Origin of the sequence: Streptomyces sp. NPDC086777 (genome assembly GCF_040702065.1) — a bacterium.
Taxonomy (GTDB): domain Bacteria; phylum Actinomycetota; class Actinomycetes; order Streptomycetales; family Streptomycetaceae; genus Streptomyces.
In genome coordinates this window covers 30,997-48,031 of record NZ_JBFBJI010000015.1, presented here as the reverse complement: position 1 = coordinate 48,031, position 17,035 = coordinate 30,997, and the positions used below count along the sequence as shown (strand labels likewise).

Annotated in this window: 18 protein-coding genes; 11 read left to right on the top strand and 7 right to left on the bottom strand. The window is 74.1% G+C overall.

All coding sequences use genetic code 11. From position 1 onward, the window contains the following. The first annotated feature begins 4 nt into the window (after positions 1 to 4). The 7 genes from AB0472_RS21860 (at position 5) to hypA (ending at position 4,843) form a co-directional block, all read left to right on the top strand. Entirely contained in the window at positions 5 to 991 is a 987-nt protein-coding gene (locus AB0472_RS21860) for a hydrogenase expression protein HypE (protein ID WP_366358315.1), read from the top strand. Between the two features lie 58 nt (positions 992 to 1,049). Continuing rightward, the gene (locus AB0472_RS21855) at positions 1,050 to 2,840 is read left to right on the top strand and encodes a nickel-dependent hydrogenase large subunit (RefSeq protein ID WP_366358136.1); all 1,791 of its coding nucleotides are present in this window, start codon (positions 1,050 to 1,052) and stop codon (positions 2,838 to 2,840) included. After that, on the top strand, positions 2,833 to 3,378 hold the full coding sequence (locus AB0472_RS21850; protein ID WP_366358135.1) for a NifU family protein: 546 nt from the start codon (positions 2,833 to 2,835) through the stop codon (positions 3,376 to 3,378). The genes AB0472_RS21855 and AB0472_RS21850 overlap by 8 nt, the downstream gene beginning before the upstream one ends. Next, positions 3,375 to 3,995 (top strand): DUF5947 family protein, encoded by a 621-nt coding sequence (locus tag AB0472_RS21845; RefSeq protein ID WP_366358134.1) that lies wholly within the window; start codon positions 3,375 to 3,377, stop codon positions 3,993 to 3,995. Before AB0472_RS21850 ends, AB0472_RS21845 begins: the two co-directional genes overlap by 4 nt. A 53-nt stretch (positions 3,996 to 4,048) precedes the next feature. Then, entirely contained in the window at positions 4,049 to 4,255 is a 207-nt protein-coding gene (locus AB0472_RS21840) for a hypothetical protein (protein WP_366358133.1), read from the top strand. Between the two features lie 65 nt (positions 4,256 to 4,320). Beyond that, positions 4,321 to 4,497 (top strand): hypothetical protein, encoded by a 177-nt coding sequence (locus tag AB0472_RS21835; protein ID WP_350777138.1) that lies wholly within the window; start codon positions 4,321 to 4,323, stop codon positions 4,495 to 4,497. A gap of 7 nt (positions 4,498 to 4,504) precedes the next feature. Beyond that, on the top strand, positions 4,505 to 4,843 hold the full coding sequence (hypA, locus tag AB0472_RS21830) for a hydrogenase maturation nickel metallochaperone HypA (RefSeq protein WP_366358132.1): 339 nt from the start codon (positions 4,505 to 4,507) through the stop codon (positions 4,841 to 4,843). Between the two features lie 64 nt (positions 4,844 to 4,907). On the opposite strand, the gene hypE is transcribed toward hypA, so the two are convergent. From hypE to AB0472_RS21795, 7 genes are all read right to left on the bottom strand, one after another. Beyond that, on the bottom strand, positions 4,908 to 5,897 hold the full coding sequence (hypE, locus tag AB0472_RS21825; protein ID WP_366358313.1) for a hydrogenase expression/formation protein HypE: 990 nt from the start codon (positions 5,895 to 5,897) through the stop codon (positions 4,908 to 4,910). Positions 5,898 to 5,964: 67 nt separating this feature from the next. Continuing rightward, positions 5,965 to 7,092 (bottom strand): hydrogenase formation protein HypD, encoded by a 1,128-nt coding sequence (hypD, locus tag AB0472_RS21820; RefSeq protein ID WP_366358131.1) that lies wholly within the window; start codon positions 7,090 to 7,092, stop codon positions 5,965 to 5,967. Next, positions 7,089 to 7,400, bottom strand: coding sequence for a HypC/HybG/HupF family hydrogenase formation chaperone (locus AB0472_RS21815; protein ID WP_366358130.1), 312 nt, complete (start codon positions 7,398 to 7,400; stop codon positions 7,089 to 7,091). The genes hypD and AB0472_RS21815 overlap by 4 nt, the downstream gene beginning before the upstream one ends. Before the next feature lie 3 nt (positions 7,401 to 7,403). Next, positions 7,404 to 9,767 carry a carbamoyltransferase HypF gene (hypF, locus tag AB0472_RS21810; protein WP_366358129.1) on the bottom strand — a complete coding sequence of 788 codons (2,364 nt, stop codon included), beginning with the start codon at positions 9,765 to 9,767 and terminating at the stop codon, positions 7,404 to 7,406. Further along, positions 9,764 to 10,486 (bottom strand): hydrogenase nickel incorporation protein HypB, encoded by a 723-nt coding sequence (gene hypB, locus AB0472_RS21805; RefSeq protein WP_366358128.1) that lies wholly within the window; start codon positions 10,484 to 10,486, stop codon positions 9,764 to 9,766. Before hypB ends, hypF begins: the two co-directional genes overlap by 4 nt. A 117-nt stretch (positions 10,487 to 10,603) precedes the next feature. After that, on the bottom strand, positions 10,604 to 11,185 hold the full coding sequence (locus tag AB0472_RS21800) for a hydrogenase maturation protease (protein ID WP_366358127.1): 582 nt from the start codon (positions 11,183 to 11,185) through the stop codon (positions 10,604 to 10,606). After that, the gene (locus AB0472_RS21795) at positions 11,182 to 12,852 is read right to left on the bottom strand and encodes a hydrogenase maturation protein (protein ID WP_366358126.1); all 1,671 of its coding nucleotides are present in this window, start codon (positions 12,850 to 12,852) and stop codon (positions 11,182 to 11,184) included. Before AB0472_RS21795 ends, AB0472_RS21800 begins: the two co-directional genes overlap by 4 nt. Before the next feature lie 220 nt (positions 12,853 to 13,072). Between AB0472_RS21795 and AB0472_RS21790 the strand changes: the two genes are divergently transcribed. The 4 genes from AB0472_RS21790 (at position 13,073) to AB0472_RS21775 (ending at position 16,832) form a co-directional block, all read left to right on the top strand. Next, entirely contained in the window at positions 13,073 to 14,380 is a 1,308-nt protein-coding gene (locus AB0472_RS21790; RefSeq protein ID WP_366358125.1) for an FAD-binding protein, read from the top strand. Positions 14,381 to 14,476: 96 nt separating this feature from the next. Further along, positions 14,477 to 15,211: a nuclear transport factor 2 family protein gene (locus AB0472_RS21785; RefSeq protein WP_366358124.1), complete on the top strand. Its 735-nt coding sequence runs from the start codon at positions 14,477 to 14,479 to the stop codon at positions 15,209 to 15,211. After that, positions 15,208 to 15,549: a YciI family protein gene (locus tag AB0472_RS21780; RefSeq protein ID WP_366358123.1), complete on the top strand. Its 342-nt coding sequence runs from the start codon at positions 15,208 to 15,210 to the stop codon at positions 15,547 to 15,549. The genes AB0472_RS21785 and AB0472_RS21780 overlap by 4 nt, the downstream gene beginning before the upstream one ends. Next, positions 15,546 to 16,832 (top strand): RNA polymerase sigma factor, encoded by a 1,287-nt coding sequence (locus AB0472_RS21775; protein WP_366358122.1) that lies wholly within the window; start codon positions 15,546 to 15,548, stop codon positions 16,830 to 16,832. The genes AB0472_RS21780 and AB0472_RS21775 overlap by 4 nt, the downstream gene beginning before the upstream one ends. The last annotated feature ends 203 nt before the right edge of the window (positions 16,833 to 17,035 follow it).

Here is a 17,035-nt window from a genome sequence, read left to right as displayed (position 1 = left end):
GGGCATGAGCTGCGACGGCGACACCGTCTCCGTGACCGCCGCCGACCAGCCCTCCATCGAGGACCTGGTCCTGGGCCTGATCCCGGGGATGCCCAAGGTCAACCTGGTCAACAAGGTGCTCTCGCCGAGCCTGGGCGGGGAGGACTTCCTCGCGCCGTACCGGGCGGCCGCGCGCGGCGAACTGGAGCCGTTCATCCTCGTCATCGAGGGCTCGATCCCGAACCAGAACATCATCGAGGGCGACGGCTACTGGACGTCCTTCGGCAACGACCCGGAGACCGGTCAGCCGCAGACCCTCAACCAGTGGATCGACGACCTGGCGCCCCGGGCCTGGGCGGTGGTCGCCGTCGGCACCTGCGCCACGTTCGGCGGCATCCACGCGATGGCGGGCAACCCGACCGGTGCCATGGGCCTGGCGGACTACCTCGGCTGGGACTTCAGGTCGCAGGGCGGGCTGCCGGTGGTGAACATCCCGGGCTGCCCGGTGCAGCCGGAGAACTTCATGGAGACCCTGGTCTGGGTGCTCTACCACGCCGCCGGCACCGCTCCCCCGCCGCCGCTGGACCACATGCTGCGGCCGCAGTGGCTGTTCGGCCGCACCGTCCACGAGGGCTGCGACCGCGCCGCCTACTACGAGCAGGCGACCTTCGCGACGGACTACAACTCGCCCAAGTGCCTGGTCAAGACGGGCTGCTGGGGTCCGGTCGTGAACTGCAACGTGCCCAAGCGGGGCTGGATGGCCGGAATCGGCGGCTGTCCGAACGTCGGCGGCATCTGCATCGGCTGCACCATGCCGGGCTTCCCGGACGCGTTCATGCCGTTCATGGACGAGCCGCCCGGCGGCACCCTCTCCTCGCTCGCGATCAAGCCGTACGGGGCGGTCATCCGCCGGTTGCGCGGCTTCACCAACGATCTGGTCAACCACGAGCCGAAGTGGCGGCACAACAAGCGCAAGCTCACCAGCGGCTACGCCCCGCGCTGGCGCCCCTGACGCGCCACGGCCAGTCCCCCCACCCCCGTCCCCCCACAGCAAAGGTCAGCGAACACCGATGACAACCGAGGCCCGGCACAAGGGGCGCAAGCCCGCGCAGATCGTGGACATGTCCTGGGATCCGATCACCCGGATCATCGGAAACCTGGGCATCTACACGAAGATCGACTTCGCCAACCGGGAGGTGGTGGAGTGCCACAGCACCTCCTCCCTCTTCCGCGGCTACTCCGTCTTCATGAAGGGGAAGGACCCGCGCGACGCCGGGTTCATCACCTCCCGCATCTGCGGCATCTGCGGCGACAACCACACGACGTGCTCCGACTACGCCCAGCAGATGGCGTACGGCGTGAAGCCGCCGCCGCTGGCCGAGCACATCGTCAACCTCGGCGAAGCGGCCGAGTACATGTTCGACCACACGATCTTCCAGGACAACCTGGTCTTCGTGGACTTCTGCGAGCAGATGGTCAAGGCCACCAACCCGACCGTCCTGGCCCGCGCGCAGAAGACGAACGCGCCGCGCGGTGACATCCACGGCTACCGGACCATCGCGGACATCATGAAGGCCTTCAACCCCTTCGAGGGCGAGGTCTACAAGGAGGCCCTCAAGGTCTCCCGGACCACCCGCGAGATGTTCTGCCTGATGGAGGGCCGCCACGTGCACCCCTCCACCCTGTATCCGGGCGGTGTCGGCACCATGCCGTCGCCGACCGCGTTCACCGACTACCTCAGCCGGCTGATGCACGTCATCGACTTCGTGAAGAAGGCCGTCGCCATGAACGACGACGTCTTCGACTTCTTCTACGAGGCGCTGCCCGGCTACGAGGAGGTCGGCAAGCGCCGTATCCTGCTGGGCTGCTGGGGCGCCTGGCAGGACCCGAAGGTCGTCGACTACAAGTACGAGAACATGAACCGCTGGGGCAAGGCGATGTACGTCACGCCGGGCATCGTGGTCGACGGCGAACTGGTCACCAACAACCTGGTCGACATCAACCTGGGCCTCCGGATCATGCTCGGCTCCTCGTTCTACGAGGACTGGGTGAACGAGGACCCGTTCGTCACCCACGACCCGCTCGGCAACCCCGTCGACATGCGCCACCCGTGGAACCAGACCACCCTCCCGGTGCCGCAGAAGCGGGACTTCGACGCCAACTACAGCTGGGTGATGAGCCCGCGCTGGTTCGACCAGCGCACCGGCGACCACCTCGCCCTGGACACCGGCGGCGGCCCGCTGGCCCGGCTCTGGTCGACCGCGCTCAGCGGCCTCGTGGACACGCCGTACATCAAGGCCACCGGCAACAGCGTGCGGATCTCGCTGCCCAAGGGCCCGGAGCTGCCGGAGACCACGCTGGAGTGGAAGATCCCGAAGTGGTCCAACACCCTTGAGCGCGACCGCGCCCGGCCGTACTTCGTCGCGTACGCGGCCGCCATGGCCCTGCAGTTCCTGGACGAGGCGATGGGACTCGTGCGGTCCGGCGACACCAAGGTGTTCGAGGACTTCGAGGTGCCGGACGAGGCGATCGGCTGCGGCTTCCACGAGGCCGTTCGCGGGGTCCTCTCGCACCACCTGGTGATCAAGGACAAGAAGATCGCCAACTACCACCCGTACCCGCCGACCCCGTGGAACGCCAGCCCGCGGGACAAGTTCGGCACCCCGGGCCCCTACGAGGACGCCGTCATGGGCCAGCCGATCTTCGAGGAGAACGGCCCGGACGACTTCAAGGGCGTCGACATCATGCGCACGGTCCGCAGCTTCGACCCCTGCCTGCCGTGCGGTGTCCACATGTACACGGGCAAGGGAAAGACGCTGAGCGTCACGCACTCGCCGGTGTACGGGGCGAACCATGGCTGACCGGCGGCTCGACGGCCCGGCGGTCGAGTCCCGGCTGGCCCGGCTCGACGGGCTGCTGGAGGGCCTGGAGTCCGCACCGGGGCCGACCGGCGGCTCGGCCGTCGAGGCGGTACGGCTGCTGACCGAGGTCTACGGCGAGGCCCTCGCCCGCGTCCTCGACCACGCGGACGCGCCCCTGGCCGGGCGGCTCGCCGACGACGAGCTGCTCGACCACCTCATGGTCCTGCACGGCATCCACCCGGACCCGCCCGAGCGACGGGCCGCCCGCGCGGTCGAGCGGCTGCGCCCCGCCGTACGGGAACGCGGCGGCGACGTCGAGTGGGCCGGCGTGGAGGGCGAGGTGGGCCGGGTGCGGCTGACCACCGGCGGCGGTTGCGGCTCGGGGTGCGGCGGAGGTACCACGGAGGTGACCGACGCCGTCCGGGAGGCGGTGCTCGCCGCGGCCCCCGAGCTGGCCGACGTGCAGCCGGTGCCCGAGACCCCGGCGCCCGCCTTCGTCCCCCTCGACTCCCTGCGCCGGCCACAGGAGGCCCGGTGACCACCCGGACGCCACCCGGCGGAGCCCTGGCCCGCCTCATCCGCTCCTCGGCCGACCGGCGGCCGTCGGCCGGGGCGGAGGTGTGCGACCTGTGCGCCGAACCGCTGTCCGAGGACCACCCGCACCTGTACGACACCGGGCAGGCCGAGGTCCGCTGCGCGTGCCGCGCCTGCTCGGTGCTGTTCGCCGACGCCCGGCACGGCACCGCGGCGGGCGACGGCCAGTTCCGGCTGATCCCGACCCGCCGGGTCCGCCTGCCGAAGGTCGACACGGCGGCCCTCGGGGTCCCGGTCGGCCTGGTCTTCTTCGTACCGCGCGCCGACGGCTCGGTCACCGCCGAGGGGCCGAGCCCGGCCGGGGCCATGCGGTGGGAGGTGGCGGCCGAGGCCTGGCGGCGGGCGGTCGCCGGCTGCCCCCCACTGGCCGGCATGACCCCCGATGTCGAGGCGCTGCTGGTGAACACGGTGCACGGCCTCGACCACCACTGGATCGTCCCGGTCGACGACTGCTTCCGCATGCTCGCCGTCGTCCGCCGGGAGTGGCGCGGCCTGTCCGGCGGTGGCCGGATGTGGCCGGCCGTGGAGCGTTTCTTCGAGGAGCTCACCGAGCGGCCCTGAGCCGAACGGCCTCGGAGAACGGCAACGCAGGAAGGCGCAGGAAGGAGAACCCCATGGGCAGCATCAGGGTCGGCCACGCGCAGGCGAGGCCCGACACGCCGTCCCACGTGCCCGGCATGCACCAGGGCAACAGGGGCCCCTACACGAAGCAGACCGGACACCATCCGGACGGCACCGCCGACGCGCGGCGCTCGACCAACATCCACTGGAAGCGGCACGACGCCCTGCTGGACGTCATGCCGAACATCCCGCCCGGATGACCCGGAGCGGCCAGAGCGACCCAGAGCGACCCAGAGCGACCCGGAGCGACAAGGGAGTTCCCCGCATGAAGATGCAACGCAAGAGAACAGGTACGGCGGCCCAGCGCGTCCTGACCGCCGAGGTCGCCGTGGTGGGCGCGCTGCTGCTGGCGCTGTTCGTCACCGAGATCCCCAGCATGATGCGCGAGATGAGGATCTGGCGGATCGCCGGCGGGCTGCGCGCCGGTCACCGGTATCCGTGAGCCGGTCGTGCACGAACTGTCGATCGCGACCGCGATCGTGGAACAGGCCGGCGAGTGGGCCCGGGCGGACGGCGCGGACCGTGTCTCCGCGGTGACCGTCCGGGTCGGTGAACTGTCCGGGGTCGTCCCCGACGCCCTGGACTTCGCCTTCGAGGTGGCCCGCGACGGCACCGTCCTCGCGGGCGCCCGCCTCGTCGTCGAGCAGGTGACCGCGCACGCCTGGTGCGGGCCGTGCGCCGAGGAGTTCGCGGTGGGCATGCCGCCGTTCTTCTGGTGCCCGCGCTGCGACCGGCCCTCCACCGAGCTGCGCCGCGGCCGGGAGCTGGAGATCACCGCGGTCGAATGACCCCGCCGGTGCCCTGGACACCCTGGGCACCGGTGTGGTCGACGGCCGTCTTCGGAAGCCGCCGTCAGCAGATGCGGGGCAGTTGCTCCCCCAGCGGGAGATCGACGACCCGGGTGCCCCCGAGTCCGGTCGACACCACCACCATCCCGGGGTGCTCGGTCACGCACTCCCCGATCAGGGTCGCGCCGGCCCCCTGCGGATGGGCGCGCATCGCCTCCAGCACCGCGTCGGCGTCCGTCGGCGGGACGAAGGCCACAAGCCTGCCCTCGTTGGCGACGTAGAGCGGGTCGAGGCCGAGGAATCCGCAGGCCGCGGCGACCGCGTCCGGAACCGGCAGGGCGCGCTCGGCGAGCCGGACCCCCGTGCCCGAGGCGCGGGCGATCTCGTTCAGGGAGGCGGCCAGGCCGCCGCGGGTGGGGTCCCGCAGGACGTGGACGTCGGGGGTGACGTCCAGCATGGTCGCGACCAGGTCGGCCAGCGGTGCGGTGTCGCTGGCGATCTCGACGCCGAACTCCAGCCCCTCGCGCACGCTGAGCACCGCGACGCCGTGCAGGCCGATCGGCCCGCTGACGATGACGGCGTCGCCGGGCCGGGCCCGCTGCGGCCGGATGTCGACCCGCTCGGGGACCAGGCCGACGCCGGCGGTGGTGACGTACACCCCGTCCCCGTGGCCGCTCTCGACCACCTTGGTGTCGCCGGTGGCGATCGTGACCCCGGCGGTCTCGGCCGCCGCGCCCATGGCCCGCGCGACGCGTTCGACGACGGCCAGCTCGACGCCCTCCTCCAGGACGAAGGCGGCGGAGAGGTAGGCGGGCCGGGCGCCGCTCATCGCCAGGTCGTTGACGGTGCCGTTGACGGCGAGGTCGCCGAGGCAGCCGCCGGGGAAGAACAGCGGCCGTACGACGTAGGAGTCGGTGGAGAGCGCGAGGCGGGCGCCGCCGAGCTGGAGGACGGCGGAGTCGGTCATCCCGGCGAGGAGGGCGTTGCCGTAGGCGGGGGCGAAGATCTGCTCGATCAGTTCGGCGGAGAGGGTGCCGCCTCCGCCGTGGCCCATCACCACGACCGGCTGGTCGCGGATCGGCGCCGGGCAGCTCCAGTTCGCGGGGTCGACGACGGTCTGCTCAGCCAACGGGGTTCATCTCCTCGCGCGGGAGCGCCGGTTCGGACATCCGGCGGTAGAGGTAGTAGGCCGCGCAGGCGCCCTCGCTGGAGACCATGGTGGCGCCGAGCGGGGTGCGCGGGGTGCAGGTGGTGCCGAAGGCCGAGCAGTCGGGGGGCTTGATCAGCCCCTGCAGGACCTCGCCGGCCCGGCACTCGGCGGGTTCCTCGGTGCGGATGCCGGTGACGTCGAAGCGGTGCTCGGCGTCGAAGTCGCGGTAGGCCTCGGCGAGCCGCCAGCCGCTGCCGGGGATGGGGCCGATGCCGCGCCAGTTCCGGTCGGTGACCTCGAAGACCTCCTCGATCATCCGGATCGCGGCCGGGTTGCCGTCGGCGCGCACGGCGCGGGCGTAGGCGTTCTCCACCCGGTGCTCGCCGCGCTCCAGCTGGCCCACCGTGCGCCGGATGCCCTCCAGGATGTCGAGCGGTTCGAAGCCGGTGACGACGACGGGGACCCGGTGCCGTTCGGCGAGTGCGGGATACTCGGCCATGCCCATCACGCTGCACACGTGCCCGGCGGCCAGGAAGCCCTGCACCCGGCAGGCGGGGGCGGTCATGATGGCCTCGATGGCCGGGGGGACCCGGACGTGGGAGACCAGCAGGGTGAAGTTGGCCAGGCCGAGGCGCTTGGCCTGGTGGACGGCCATGGCGTTGGCGGGGGCGGTGGTCTCGAAGCCGATGGCGAAGAACACCACCTGCTTGCCGGGGTTGCGGCGGGCGAGCTGGAGCGCGTCGAGCGGCGAGTAGACCACGCGGACGTCACCGCCCCCGCCCTTGACCCGGAACAGGTCCCGGTCGGTGCCGGGGACGCGGAGCATGTCGCCGAACGAGCAGAAGATCACGTCGGGACGGGCGGCGATCTCCAGTGCCTTGTCGATGCACTCCAGCGGGGTCACGCAGACCGGGCAGCCCGGTCCGTGGATCAACTCGACCTCGTCCGGGAGGAGCTGGTCGATGCCGTGCCGGATGATGGAGTGGGTCTGGCCGCCGCACACCTCCATCAGGGCCCAGGGCCGGGTGGCGGTGGCCCGGATCTCGTCCAGCAGCCGGCGGGCCAGCTTGGGGTCGTTGAACTCGTCGAGGTACTTCACCGGGCCTCGCTCCCCTCGGTCGCCCCGGTCTCCTGAGCGGCCTGCCGGGCCGCCTGCTGCCAGGCGTCACCGAACTCCTCCTCCAGGAGCCCCAGTTCCTCGAAGAGCTTGAGGGAGGCCAGGGCAGACTCCTCGTCGAGCCGCTGCAGGGCGAAGCCCACATGGACGATGACGTACTCGCCGACCTTGACGTCCGACACGTATTCCAGACACGCCTGCTTCTGGACACCGCCGAAGTCGATCAGGCCGGTGAGGGGATCGGCGGTGTCGTCGATGCGCACGACTCTGCCGGGCACTGCCAAACACATGGGTCACTCCGTCTCGTCGCTGACTGCCTTGCGTCGGTCGTCGTCGGGCCGTGGCCCGTGCGCCGCGACCACCAGTTGCCCGAGCGCCAGTCCGCCGTCGTTCGGCGGGACTTCGCCGTGCCGCAGGACCGTGAATCCGGCGTCGTGCAGCAGGTCCGCGCTCGCGTCCTCGAGGAGCGCGTTGGCGAAGACTCCTCCGGTGAGGGCGACGGTGGTCAGCCCGGTGGCCCCGCGCGCGCCGCGGCACAGGTCCAGGACCGCCCGGGCGACGCCGCGGTGGAAGCGGGCCGCGATCACCGGCACCGGGGTGCCGCGCCGCAGGTCGGCGATGATCGCGCACAGGGCGGGGGCCGGGTCGAAGCGGTCGCCGAAGGGGTACGCGGCCGTCTCCGCGCCCCAGGCGGCGCCGGCCTGCGCCTCCAGTTCCACGGCGGCCTGGGCCTCGTACCCGGCGCGTTGGCACACGCCCGCGAGGGAGGACACGGCGTCGAAGAGGCGTCCCGTGCTGGAGGTGGCCACGCAGCCGACCTGGCTCTGCAACTGGCGCTCCAGCAACCGCAGTTCCGCACGGGAGCAGGCGGCGACACTGGGCAGGTCGGGGTCCCAGGGCAGGCCGGCCGCCCACAGCCGGGCCAGTGCGGTCCGGCACGGGTTGGCGACGCCCGCGTCCCCGCCGGGCAGCGGGGCCGGGGCGAGGTGGGCGAGGCGCCGGTAGCCGGTGTAGTCGGCGAGGAGCACCTCGCCGCCCCAGACGGTGCCGTCGTCGCCGTAGCCGGTGCCGTCGAAGGCGACACCGATGACGGGGGTGCTGCCGTCGAGGCCGGCCTCGGCCATGGCGGAGGCGATGTGGGCGTGGTGGTGCTGGACGAACACCGGGCTGCCGAGCTCCAGCCGGGTGGCGCGGCGGCGGGCCCAGGCGGACGAGTGGTAACCGGGGTGCCGGTCGGCGGCGACGACTTCGGGGCGGACCCCGGTCAGCCGGCCCATGTGCCGTTCCGCCCGGACGGCCGCCTCCAGGGTGGCCAGGTCGCCCATGTCGCCGATGTGCGGACCGAACCAGGCCAGGTCGCCCTCGCCCATGCACAGCGCGTTCTTGAGGTCGCCGCCGGCGGCGAGCGCGGGCCGGACCGGGAGCGGCAGGCGCAGCGGGCGCGGCGCGTAGCCGCGGGAGCGCCGCAGGACCTGCTCGGTGCCGTCGGCGCGGACCCGCAGCAGGGAGTCGTCGCAGGGCGAGGCGATGGGCCGGTCGTGGGCGAGCCAGGCGTCGGCGAGGCCGAACAGCCGGGTCAGCGCCTCGTCGTCGTCCGTGACGATGGGCTCGCCCGAGCGGTTGCCGCTGGTCATGACCAGGACGCGGGGGCCGGGCGGGTCGCCGGGGAGGCCGAACAGCAGGGTGTGGACGGGGGTGTAGGGCAGCATGACGCCGAGGTGCGGGCTGCCGGGGCGGACGCCGGGCGCGAGCCGGGCGGCGGGGCGGGGGCGGAGCAGCACGATGGGGCGCCGGGGGCCGGTGAGCGCGGCCCGTTCGGCCGTCCCGACCTCGGCGATCCGCTCCGCCTCGGCGAGGTCGGCGCACATCACCGCGAACGGCTTGTCGCCGCGTGCCTTGCGGGTGCGCAGGGTGTCCACGGCACGGGCCGCGGAGGCGTCGCAGGCCAGGTGGTAGCCGCCGATGCCCTTCACGGCGACGATCCGCCCCGCGGCAAGCAGTTCTCGTGCCCGTGAGAGGGCGTCACCGTCGCGGGCGGCTCTCACCCCGCTGCCGGCGGCGGGCACCAGCCGCAGCCGGGGGCCGCACCGCGGGCAGGCCACCGGCTGGGCGTGGAAGCGGCGGTCGGCCGGGGCCTCGTACTCCCGGGTGCAGGCGGGGCACATGGGGAAGCCGGACATGGTGGTGACCGCGCGGTCGTACGGCATGCCGGTGGCGATGGTGAAGCGGGGGCCGCAGTGGGTGCAGGTGATGAAGGGGTGGCGGTGCCGGCGGTCGGCCGGATCGGCCAGTTCGCGCAGGCAGTCGGCGCAGGTGGCGGTGTCGGGCGGCAGGAGCGTGCGGCCCGGGACGGACTGCTCGGTGGCGCGGATGGTGAAGTCCGGGTCGGCCCCGGTGGCCGGTACCTCCTCGACGGCCACGGCGGTGACGGTGGCCAGCGGCGGCGGCTCGCCGGCGAGCCGCGCGCAGAACCGTTCGACGCCGGCCGCCGCGCCCTCGACCTCGATGAGGACCCCGTCCGCCGTGTTGCTGACGAACCCGGTGAGCGCCAGGTCGGCGGCCAGCCGGTGGACGTAGGGGCGGAAGCCCACGCCCTGCACGGTCCCGCGCACCGTGACGCGGCGGCGGACCGCCGCCGTCGTGGCGGGCGCCGTCACGAGGCGGTCGGGGCGTGGACGTGGCCGTGCGGGTGCGGGGCGAGCGGCGGCCGGTGCGCCGGGGCGCCGTCCCGTACGGCGAGGACCCGCTCCAGGACCGTGTCGACGCCCTCCCCGGTGCGGGCGCAGGAGCGCACGATCTCCACCCCGGGGTTGACCCGCCGCACCTGCTCGGCGAAGGCGGTGGCGTCGAAGCCGGCCGGACCGGCGAGGTCGGTCTTGGTGAGCACGACCAGGTGCGCGGAGCCGAAGGCGGTGGGGTACTTCGCCGGCTTGTCCTCGCCCTCGGTCACCGCCATCAGCACGATCCGCAGGTGCTCGCCGAGGTCGTAGGAGGCCGGGCAGACCAGGTTGCCGACGTTCTCCACGAACAGCAGGGCGGTGTCCGGTGGCAGCCAGCCCTCCAGGTGGCCGCGGACCTGCCGGGCCTCCAGGTGGCACAGCCCGTCGGTGAGCAGCTGCTTCACCGGCGCTCCGGAACGGGCCAGGCGCTTGGCGTCGTTCTCGGTGGCGAGGTCGGCGGTGAAGGCCGCGACGGGCACGCCCCGCTCCCTCGCCCGGGCCAGCACCCGGCCGAGCAGCTCGGTCTTGCCGCTGCCTGGGCTGGAGAGCAGGTTCACCACGCCGACGCCGCGCGCGGCAAGGTCGCCGCGCAGGCTGGCGGCCAGGCCGTCGTTCCTGGCCAGGACGGCCCGGGTGACCTCCTCCGACTGACACATGGGGACTCCGCTCCGGTGCTGCCGTTCGTCTGCCGCGGGCCGGTGGGGGCCGGTCGCGCCCACACGGCGGCGGCCGCCCATCGGCTCAGCCCCGCACCCCTGACGGGGCGCGTCCGCTCAGCGATCCTCCGCGCCGCCGGCGCCTGTCGGCGGGCGACCGGCCGCGGCGGGGGCCGCGGATTCCTCCGGGCGGTCCAACGAGGGCGTGGCCAGGGGATCGGCGAGCAGGGCCGGGACCAGGGTGTGCAGGGCGGCGGCGGCCCGTTCGACGGCGTCCCGGACGGGGGCGCTCAGCCCGGGGGCGATGTCCTCGTCACCGCGCGGCAGCTCCCCGGGCTCGCAGGCGAGCACCAGGACGCGGGGCAGGGCCTCCTCCCCGAGGTGGGCGGCGAGGGCGAGGACCTTCGCCGGGTCCATGCCGTGTGCCTCGGGCGGGGCGGCCGGGCCGCGGTCGGGGAGGTCGGGCTCGACGAGGGACAGGGTGCCCGGGCGTTCGCCGCGTGCGGCCGCGTCCACCAGCAGGACCACCGACCATCCGTCGAGCAGGGTGTAGGCGAGGTCCATGCCCCGGATGCCGAAGTCCCGGACCCGTGCGGCGGGTGGCAGGGGGCGCTGCTCCAGGGCGCGGATCACCTCGGGGCCGAAGGCGTCGTCGCCGAGGAAGATGTTGCCGACGCCCGCCACCAGCAGCCGCGTCACCGGGCACCGCCCGGGACCTTGCGGACGAAGTCGGAGCGCAGCGCGTGGTAGGCGGCGTCCGGGTCGAAGAAGAGGGCGCGCATCCGGGCGAGTTCGTCCTCCCGGTACTCGGCGAGCGGCCGTTCCTCCTCGTCGGCGCGGCGCGCCGCGGCCTTGGCGGCGATCCGGCGGCCGAGATCCGGGCTGCCGGCGAGCTCGGCCGCCAGTCGCCCGACCTCGGCGGTGAAGCCCTGCGCGGGGACCGGCAGCAGCCGGTCGACGAGGCCGGTCCGGGCGGCAGCCGCGGCGCTCACCGGCCGGGCCTCCGCCGTCAGCCGCCCGGCCGTCTCCGCGCCGGCACGGCGCGGCAGGGAGTACGTCCAGAACTCTGAGCCGTACAGGCCCATCCGCCGGTAGTGCGGGTTGAGCACGGCTCCGGCCCGGCACCAGACCTCGTCGGCGGCGAGGGCCAGCATGACGCCGCCGGCCGCCGCGTTCCCGCCGAGCGCGGCCACCACGAGCCGGTCGGTGGTCCGCAGCACGGCCTCGACCAGGTCGTCCATGGCGTTGAGGTTGGTCCACGACTCCTCGGCGGGGTCGGGGGCGGCCTCGATGACGTTGAGATGGATGCCGTTGGAGAAGAAGTCGCGGCGGCCGCCGAGCACCAGGACCCGGGTGGGCCGGGCGAGGGCGTAGCGGTAGGCGGCGAGCAGGCGCCGGCAGTGGCCGGTGCTCATCGCGCCGCCGGGGAAGGAGAAGCCGACGAGGCCTACGTCGCCGTGCTGGCGGTAGTGGATGTCGCTCCAGGTGCGGCGGTCGGGGGGCAGTTCGAGCGGCGCCGGGCGCTCGGGGAGGTCCGGGACGGCGAGCACATGCGTGGCGGGGCGGCGGAAGGGGGCCGGGTCGCCGGAGTTCTTGCGGGGGCGCAGTTCGGGGATCCAGACGGCGCCGTCGCGGGTGGCCCGGCAGACCGCGCCCGCCCGGGTCGCCAGCAGCTCGCCCGGCTCTCCGCGCAGCCGGTCCTCCGGGTGGCCGCCGTGCAGGAACAGCTCGCGGCCGCGGAGTTCGTCCAGTACCCCCGGTTGCGAGTCGGCCCCGCGCAGCTTGCGCAGCACCGTCGCGGTGTCGTCGGCCGTCCAGTCGATCCGCCGCCGCTCCTGCCGGAAGGCGTCCCGCCAGACGACCTGTCCGTGGATGGCGGGGTCGCTCTGCGGCCGCGGCTTGTACGAGCCGTCCGCGTACCGGCGTACCGCCAGGTGGACGGCGGTGAGGGCGGCGTCGGCGGCCTCGTTGCGGTAGAGGTCGCTCTTGCCGACCGGCGGCACCGGGAAGGTCTCGCTGGCCCAGACCGCGCCCGCGTCCATGGCCGCCTCGGCCTGGAGCACGGTCACCCCCCACTCGGCCTCCGGTCCGGCGACGGCCCAGTCGAGGGCGGAGGGACCCCGGTCGCCGGGCGGTCCGGGATGGACGATCAGGCAGGTGTGCCGCTGCCAGACGTCCTCCGGGAGTGCCGTCTTCAGCATCGGCGCGATGATCAGCTCCGGGGGCCGGTCCCGGACGGCACGGCGGACGGCGTCGGGGCCCTGGCCGGCGAGGACGACGTCCACCCGGTGGCCGAGGTCGGACAGTTCGGCGCAGACCCGCTGGGACAGGCTGTTGAACGCACTCGCGACGAGCAGAATGTCCATGGTGCGGCATATTCGCCGCTTCGGCGGCTCCCGGGAAGGACCCGTGCGGCGTTTCGCCGGCCGGCCTGCGCCGGGCGGCCCCGTTCGGGGGGGCGGAACGGGAAACGGGGACCGCGGGCCGGGTGCATGGCGCGAAGATGGGTGGGCCCGTGCCGACCGATCCCTCTTTGGAGCGTGCCGCGTGACGTCGTCGGACCGTGTCTGCGAACGATTCGGGGAAGTGCTGGACACCCGCCCGGAGATCCTGCGCGAGGCCGCGGAGGACTTCGGCGGGCTGGTGTGCGCGCCGCCGCTGGGGGTGCTGCGGCCCCGGTCGGCGGCCGGGGTCCGGGACGCGCTGGCGTATGCCGGGCCGCGCGGGATCCCGGTGGCGGCGCGGGCCGGCGGTCATTCGCTGTACGGCCAGGGGCAGGCGGCCGGCGGGATCGTCCTCGACCTGCGCGGGCTGAACGCGGTGGGGCCGGTGACCGGGGACCGGGTGGAGGTGCAGGCGGGGGCGCTGTGGCGGGACGTGCTCGCGGCGACCCTGCCGTACGGGCTCGCGCCGCCCGTCCTCACCGACTACCTCGGCGCCGGCGTCGGCGGGGTGCTCGGCGTCGGCGGGCTGGGCGGGGCCAGTCACCGGCACGGCCTGGTCGCGGACTCGGTGCTGGAGCTGGAGGTGGTGACCGGTGCCGGTGAGCACCTGGTCTGCTCCCCGGAACGCCACGGCGACCTCTTCCACGCGGTCCTGGCCGGCCTGGGCCAGGTGGCCGTCGTCGTCCGGGCCACCCTGCGCCTGTCCCCCGCGCCCGCGCTGGTCCGTCGCTACTGCCTGTTCTACCCCGGCCTCGGCACCTACCTGGCCGACCAGCGCCTGCTCGCGGCCGACGGGCGCTTCACCCACCTCGAAGGCCAGGCCCGTCCCACCGAGGGCACCGCAGGCGACTGGACGTACATGGTGGAGGCGGTGGCAGCCCACCGGGGAACGACCCCGCCCGACGACCGGGCCCTGCTCGGAGACCTCGGTTTCACCTCGTCCGAGACCGAGGACCTCGGCTATGCCGAGTTCGCGAACCGGGTCGCCGACGACGAGGAGGCCCTGCGCGCGACCGGCGAGTGGTTCCACCCGCACCCCTGGCTGAACCTGCTGCTCCCCGACGAGACCGCCGAGTCCGTCGTGACCGACGTCCTCGCCGACCCCGCCTTCCGGGACCTGCGCGAGAACGGCCTGGTCCTGCTCTACCCCCTGCTCGGCCGCACCCTGCGGGCCCCGTTGTTCCGCCGCCCGCGCGGCGAGGTCGTCCACCTCCTCGCCCTGCTGCGCACCGCCGCCCCGGGCACGGCCGGGCCGATGGTGGCCGCCAACCGCACGGCCTACGAGCACGCACGGGCGAAGGGCGCGGTCGCCTATCCGGCCAACGCGCTGCCGATGTCCCCCGGCGACTGGCGGGAGCACTACGGCAGCGGGTGGGGCACCCTGGCCGAGGCCAAAGGCCGCCACGACCCGTACGGCGTCCTCGGCCGGGGACACGGCATGGGCTGGTGAACGGCGGCGTGGAGAATCGGTGCGCCCGGGGTGTCGATCGTGCGGGGTGCCGTTCGTCGGTGGGGTGCAGGAAGCTCTTGACGACCGGGAGGAACCATGAAGTACATGCTGCTGGTCTGCGGCGACGACACCGCTGACGCGTCCGGGATGGAGCCCGTCGAACCCTGGGTGGAGGAGCACGGGGTCCGGCGCGGGAACCGGTTGTACGGCCACCGGCTGCAGCTGCCGGACCGGGCCGTCACGGTGCGGGTCCGGGACGGCGAGGTGCTGCGGACCGACGGGCCGTTCGCGGAGACGAAGGAGTACGTGGCCGGGTTCGACGTCGTCGACTGCGGCAGCCTGGAGGAGGCCGTACGGATCGCCGCCGCGCACCCCGTGGCCACCATCGGGGCCATGGAGGTGCGCCCGTTCTGGGACGAGGGGCCGGCGGAGGACGCGGAGGCGGCCGTCCGCCGCCTCGACGCCGAACTGACCGCGGCCGCCCACGACCGGGACGTGGACCGGACGACGGCCTGCTACGCGCCCGACGCGGAGGTCTTCACGACCGACGGCGCGGAGGCGCACTCGGGGACCGGCGCGCTGCGCAAGGCGGTCGAGGCGTGGTTCGCGACGCTCACCGGGCCGGTCCACCGCGAGGTGCTCCAACTGCGGGTGCGTCCCGGGGAGGGCAGCACCTTCAGCCACGCCCTGGTCCGGATCCACGGCACCCGCGTGACCGGGGAGCCCCTGGACCGGGTGGTGCGGGTGACCACCGGCTACCGGGACACCGGCTTCGGCTGGCTGATCGCCCATGAGCACCTCTCGGTGCCGCTGGAGGCCAGGCAGTCATGAAGTACGTCCTGTTCATCTGCAGCCCGGTCGGCGGCGAGGAGCCCGGACCCGCCGAGATCGCCGGGGACCCGCGCCTCGCCCCGGACGTCCGGGAGGTGCGCGGCCGCGGCGTCGTCAGGGGCGGTGCCCGGCTGCGGCCCGGCGCCGACGCGACCACCGTGCGGGTCCGGGACGACGAGGTACTGCTGAGCGACGGGCCGTTCGCCGAGACCGAGGAGTACATCGCGGGCTTCGACGTCGTCGAGGTCGCCGACCTCGACGAGGCGATCGCGCTGGCCTCCCGGCACCCCGTGGCGCTGGCCGGCGGCTCCGTAGAGGTCCGGCCGGTCTGGGAGTGAGCACCACGGACGAGGTCGAGGCGGCCGTCGCCGCCGCCTTCCGCGAGGAGTGGGCCCAGGTCGTCGCCACCCTGATCCGGGTGACCGGCGACTGGGACCTCGCCGAGGAGTGCGCGCAGGACGCCTTCGCCCAGGCGCTGCAGCGGTGGCGGCGCGACGGAGTGCCGGGCCGCCCCGGCGCCTGGCTGACGACGACCGCCCGCAACCGCGCCCTGGACGTGCTGCGCCGGGAGGCGGTGGGGGCCAGGAAACTGCGGGAGGCTGCGGTGCTGGCGCGGGACGGAGAGCCGTACGACCCGTTCGATCCGTACGACCCGTTCGGCGAGGGCGGCGAGGGTGACGGCAGCGGGGTGACGGACGACCGGCTGCGGCTGGTCTTCACCTGCTGCCACCCGGCGCTGCCGGTCGAGGCCCGGGTCGCGCTGACGCTGCGCACCCTGGCCGGGCTGACCACGGCCGAGATCGCGCGCGCCTTCCTCGTCCCCGAGGCGACGATGGCGCAGCGGCTGGTGCGGGCCAAGCGGAAGATCCGCAACGCCGGCATCCCGTACCGGGTGCCGCCCGCGCATCTGCTGCCCGAACGCACCACGGGCGTCCTCGGCGTGCTGTACCTGCTGTTCAACGAGGGGTACGCGGCCACGGCCGGCGACGGCCTGATGCGGGCCGGCCTGTGCGCCGAGGCGATCCGGCTGGCGCGGCTGCTGGCCCGCCTGATGCCCGACGAGCCGGAGGTCGTCGGGCTGCTCGCGCTCCTGCTGCTGCACGACGCCCGCCGGGACGCCCGGGTGGACCGGGCGGGCGACCTGGTCACCCTGGAGGACCAGGACCGCACGGCATGGGACCGCGCCGAGATCGACGAGGGCACCGCACTCCTGGACGGCGCGCTGCGCCGCGGACGCCCCGGCCCGTACCAGATCCAGGCCGCCATCGCCGCCTGCCACGCCACCGCGCCGGCCGCCGCCGACACCGACTGGGCCGACATCGCCGGCCTCTACGGCGAACTCCAGCGGTACCTCCCCTCGGCCGTGGTCCGGCTGAACCGCGCGGTCGCCGTGGGCATGGCCGAGGGCGGGGAGGCGGGGCTCGCCCTGGTCGCGGAGTTGGCGGCGGAGGACGACCTGACCGGCTATCACCTGCTGCCCGCGACCCGCGCCGACCTGCTGCGCCGTATGGGGCGGGTCCGGGAGGCGGCCGAGTCGTACGCACGGGCGCTGGAGCTGACGGAGAACGCGGCGGAGCGCAGGTTCCTGGCGAAGCGGCTCGCGGAGTGCCGGTCTGCCTGAGCGGTCCGCCGGGATCGCCGCGACCTGCCGACTGCCGCGCCGTCGTGGCCGGTCGCGCAGTTCCCCGCACCCCTGCGGGGCGCTACCGAACCACAGCTGGATTTCGCCAAGCAGGCTTGGCCGTGCGGGGGTTCGCCGCAGGCTCCGGCCGGGGGGTGCCCCCATGGGGAATGCGGCAGCAGGCTGCAGTGATCGCGGGACCG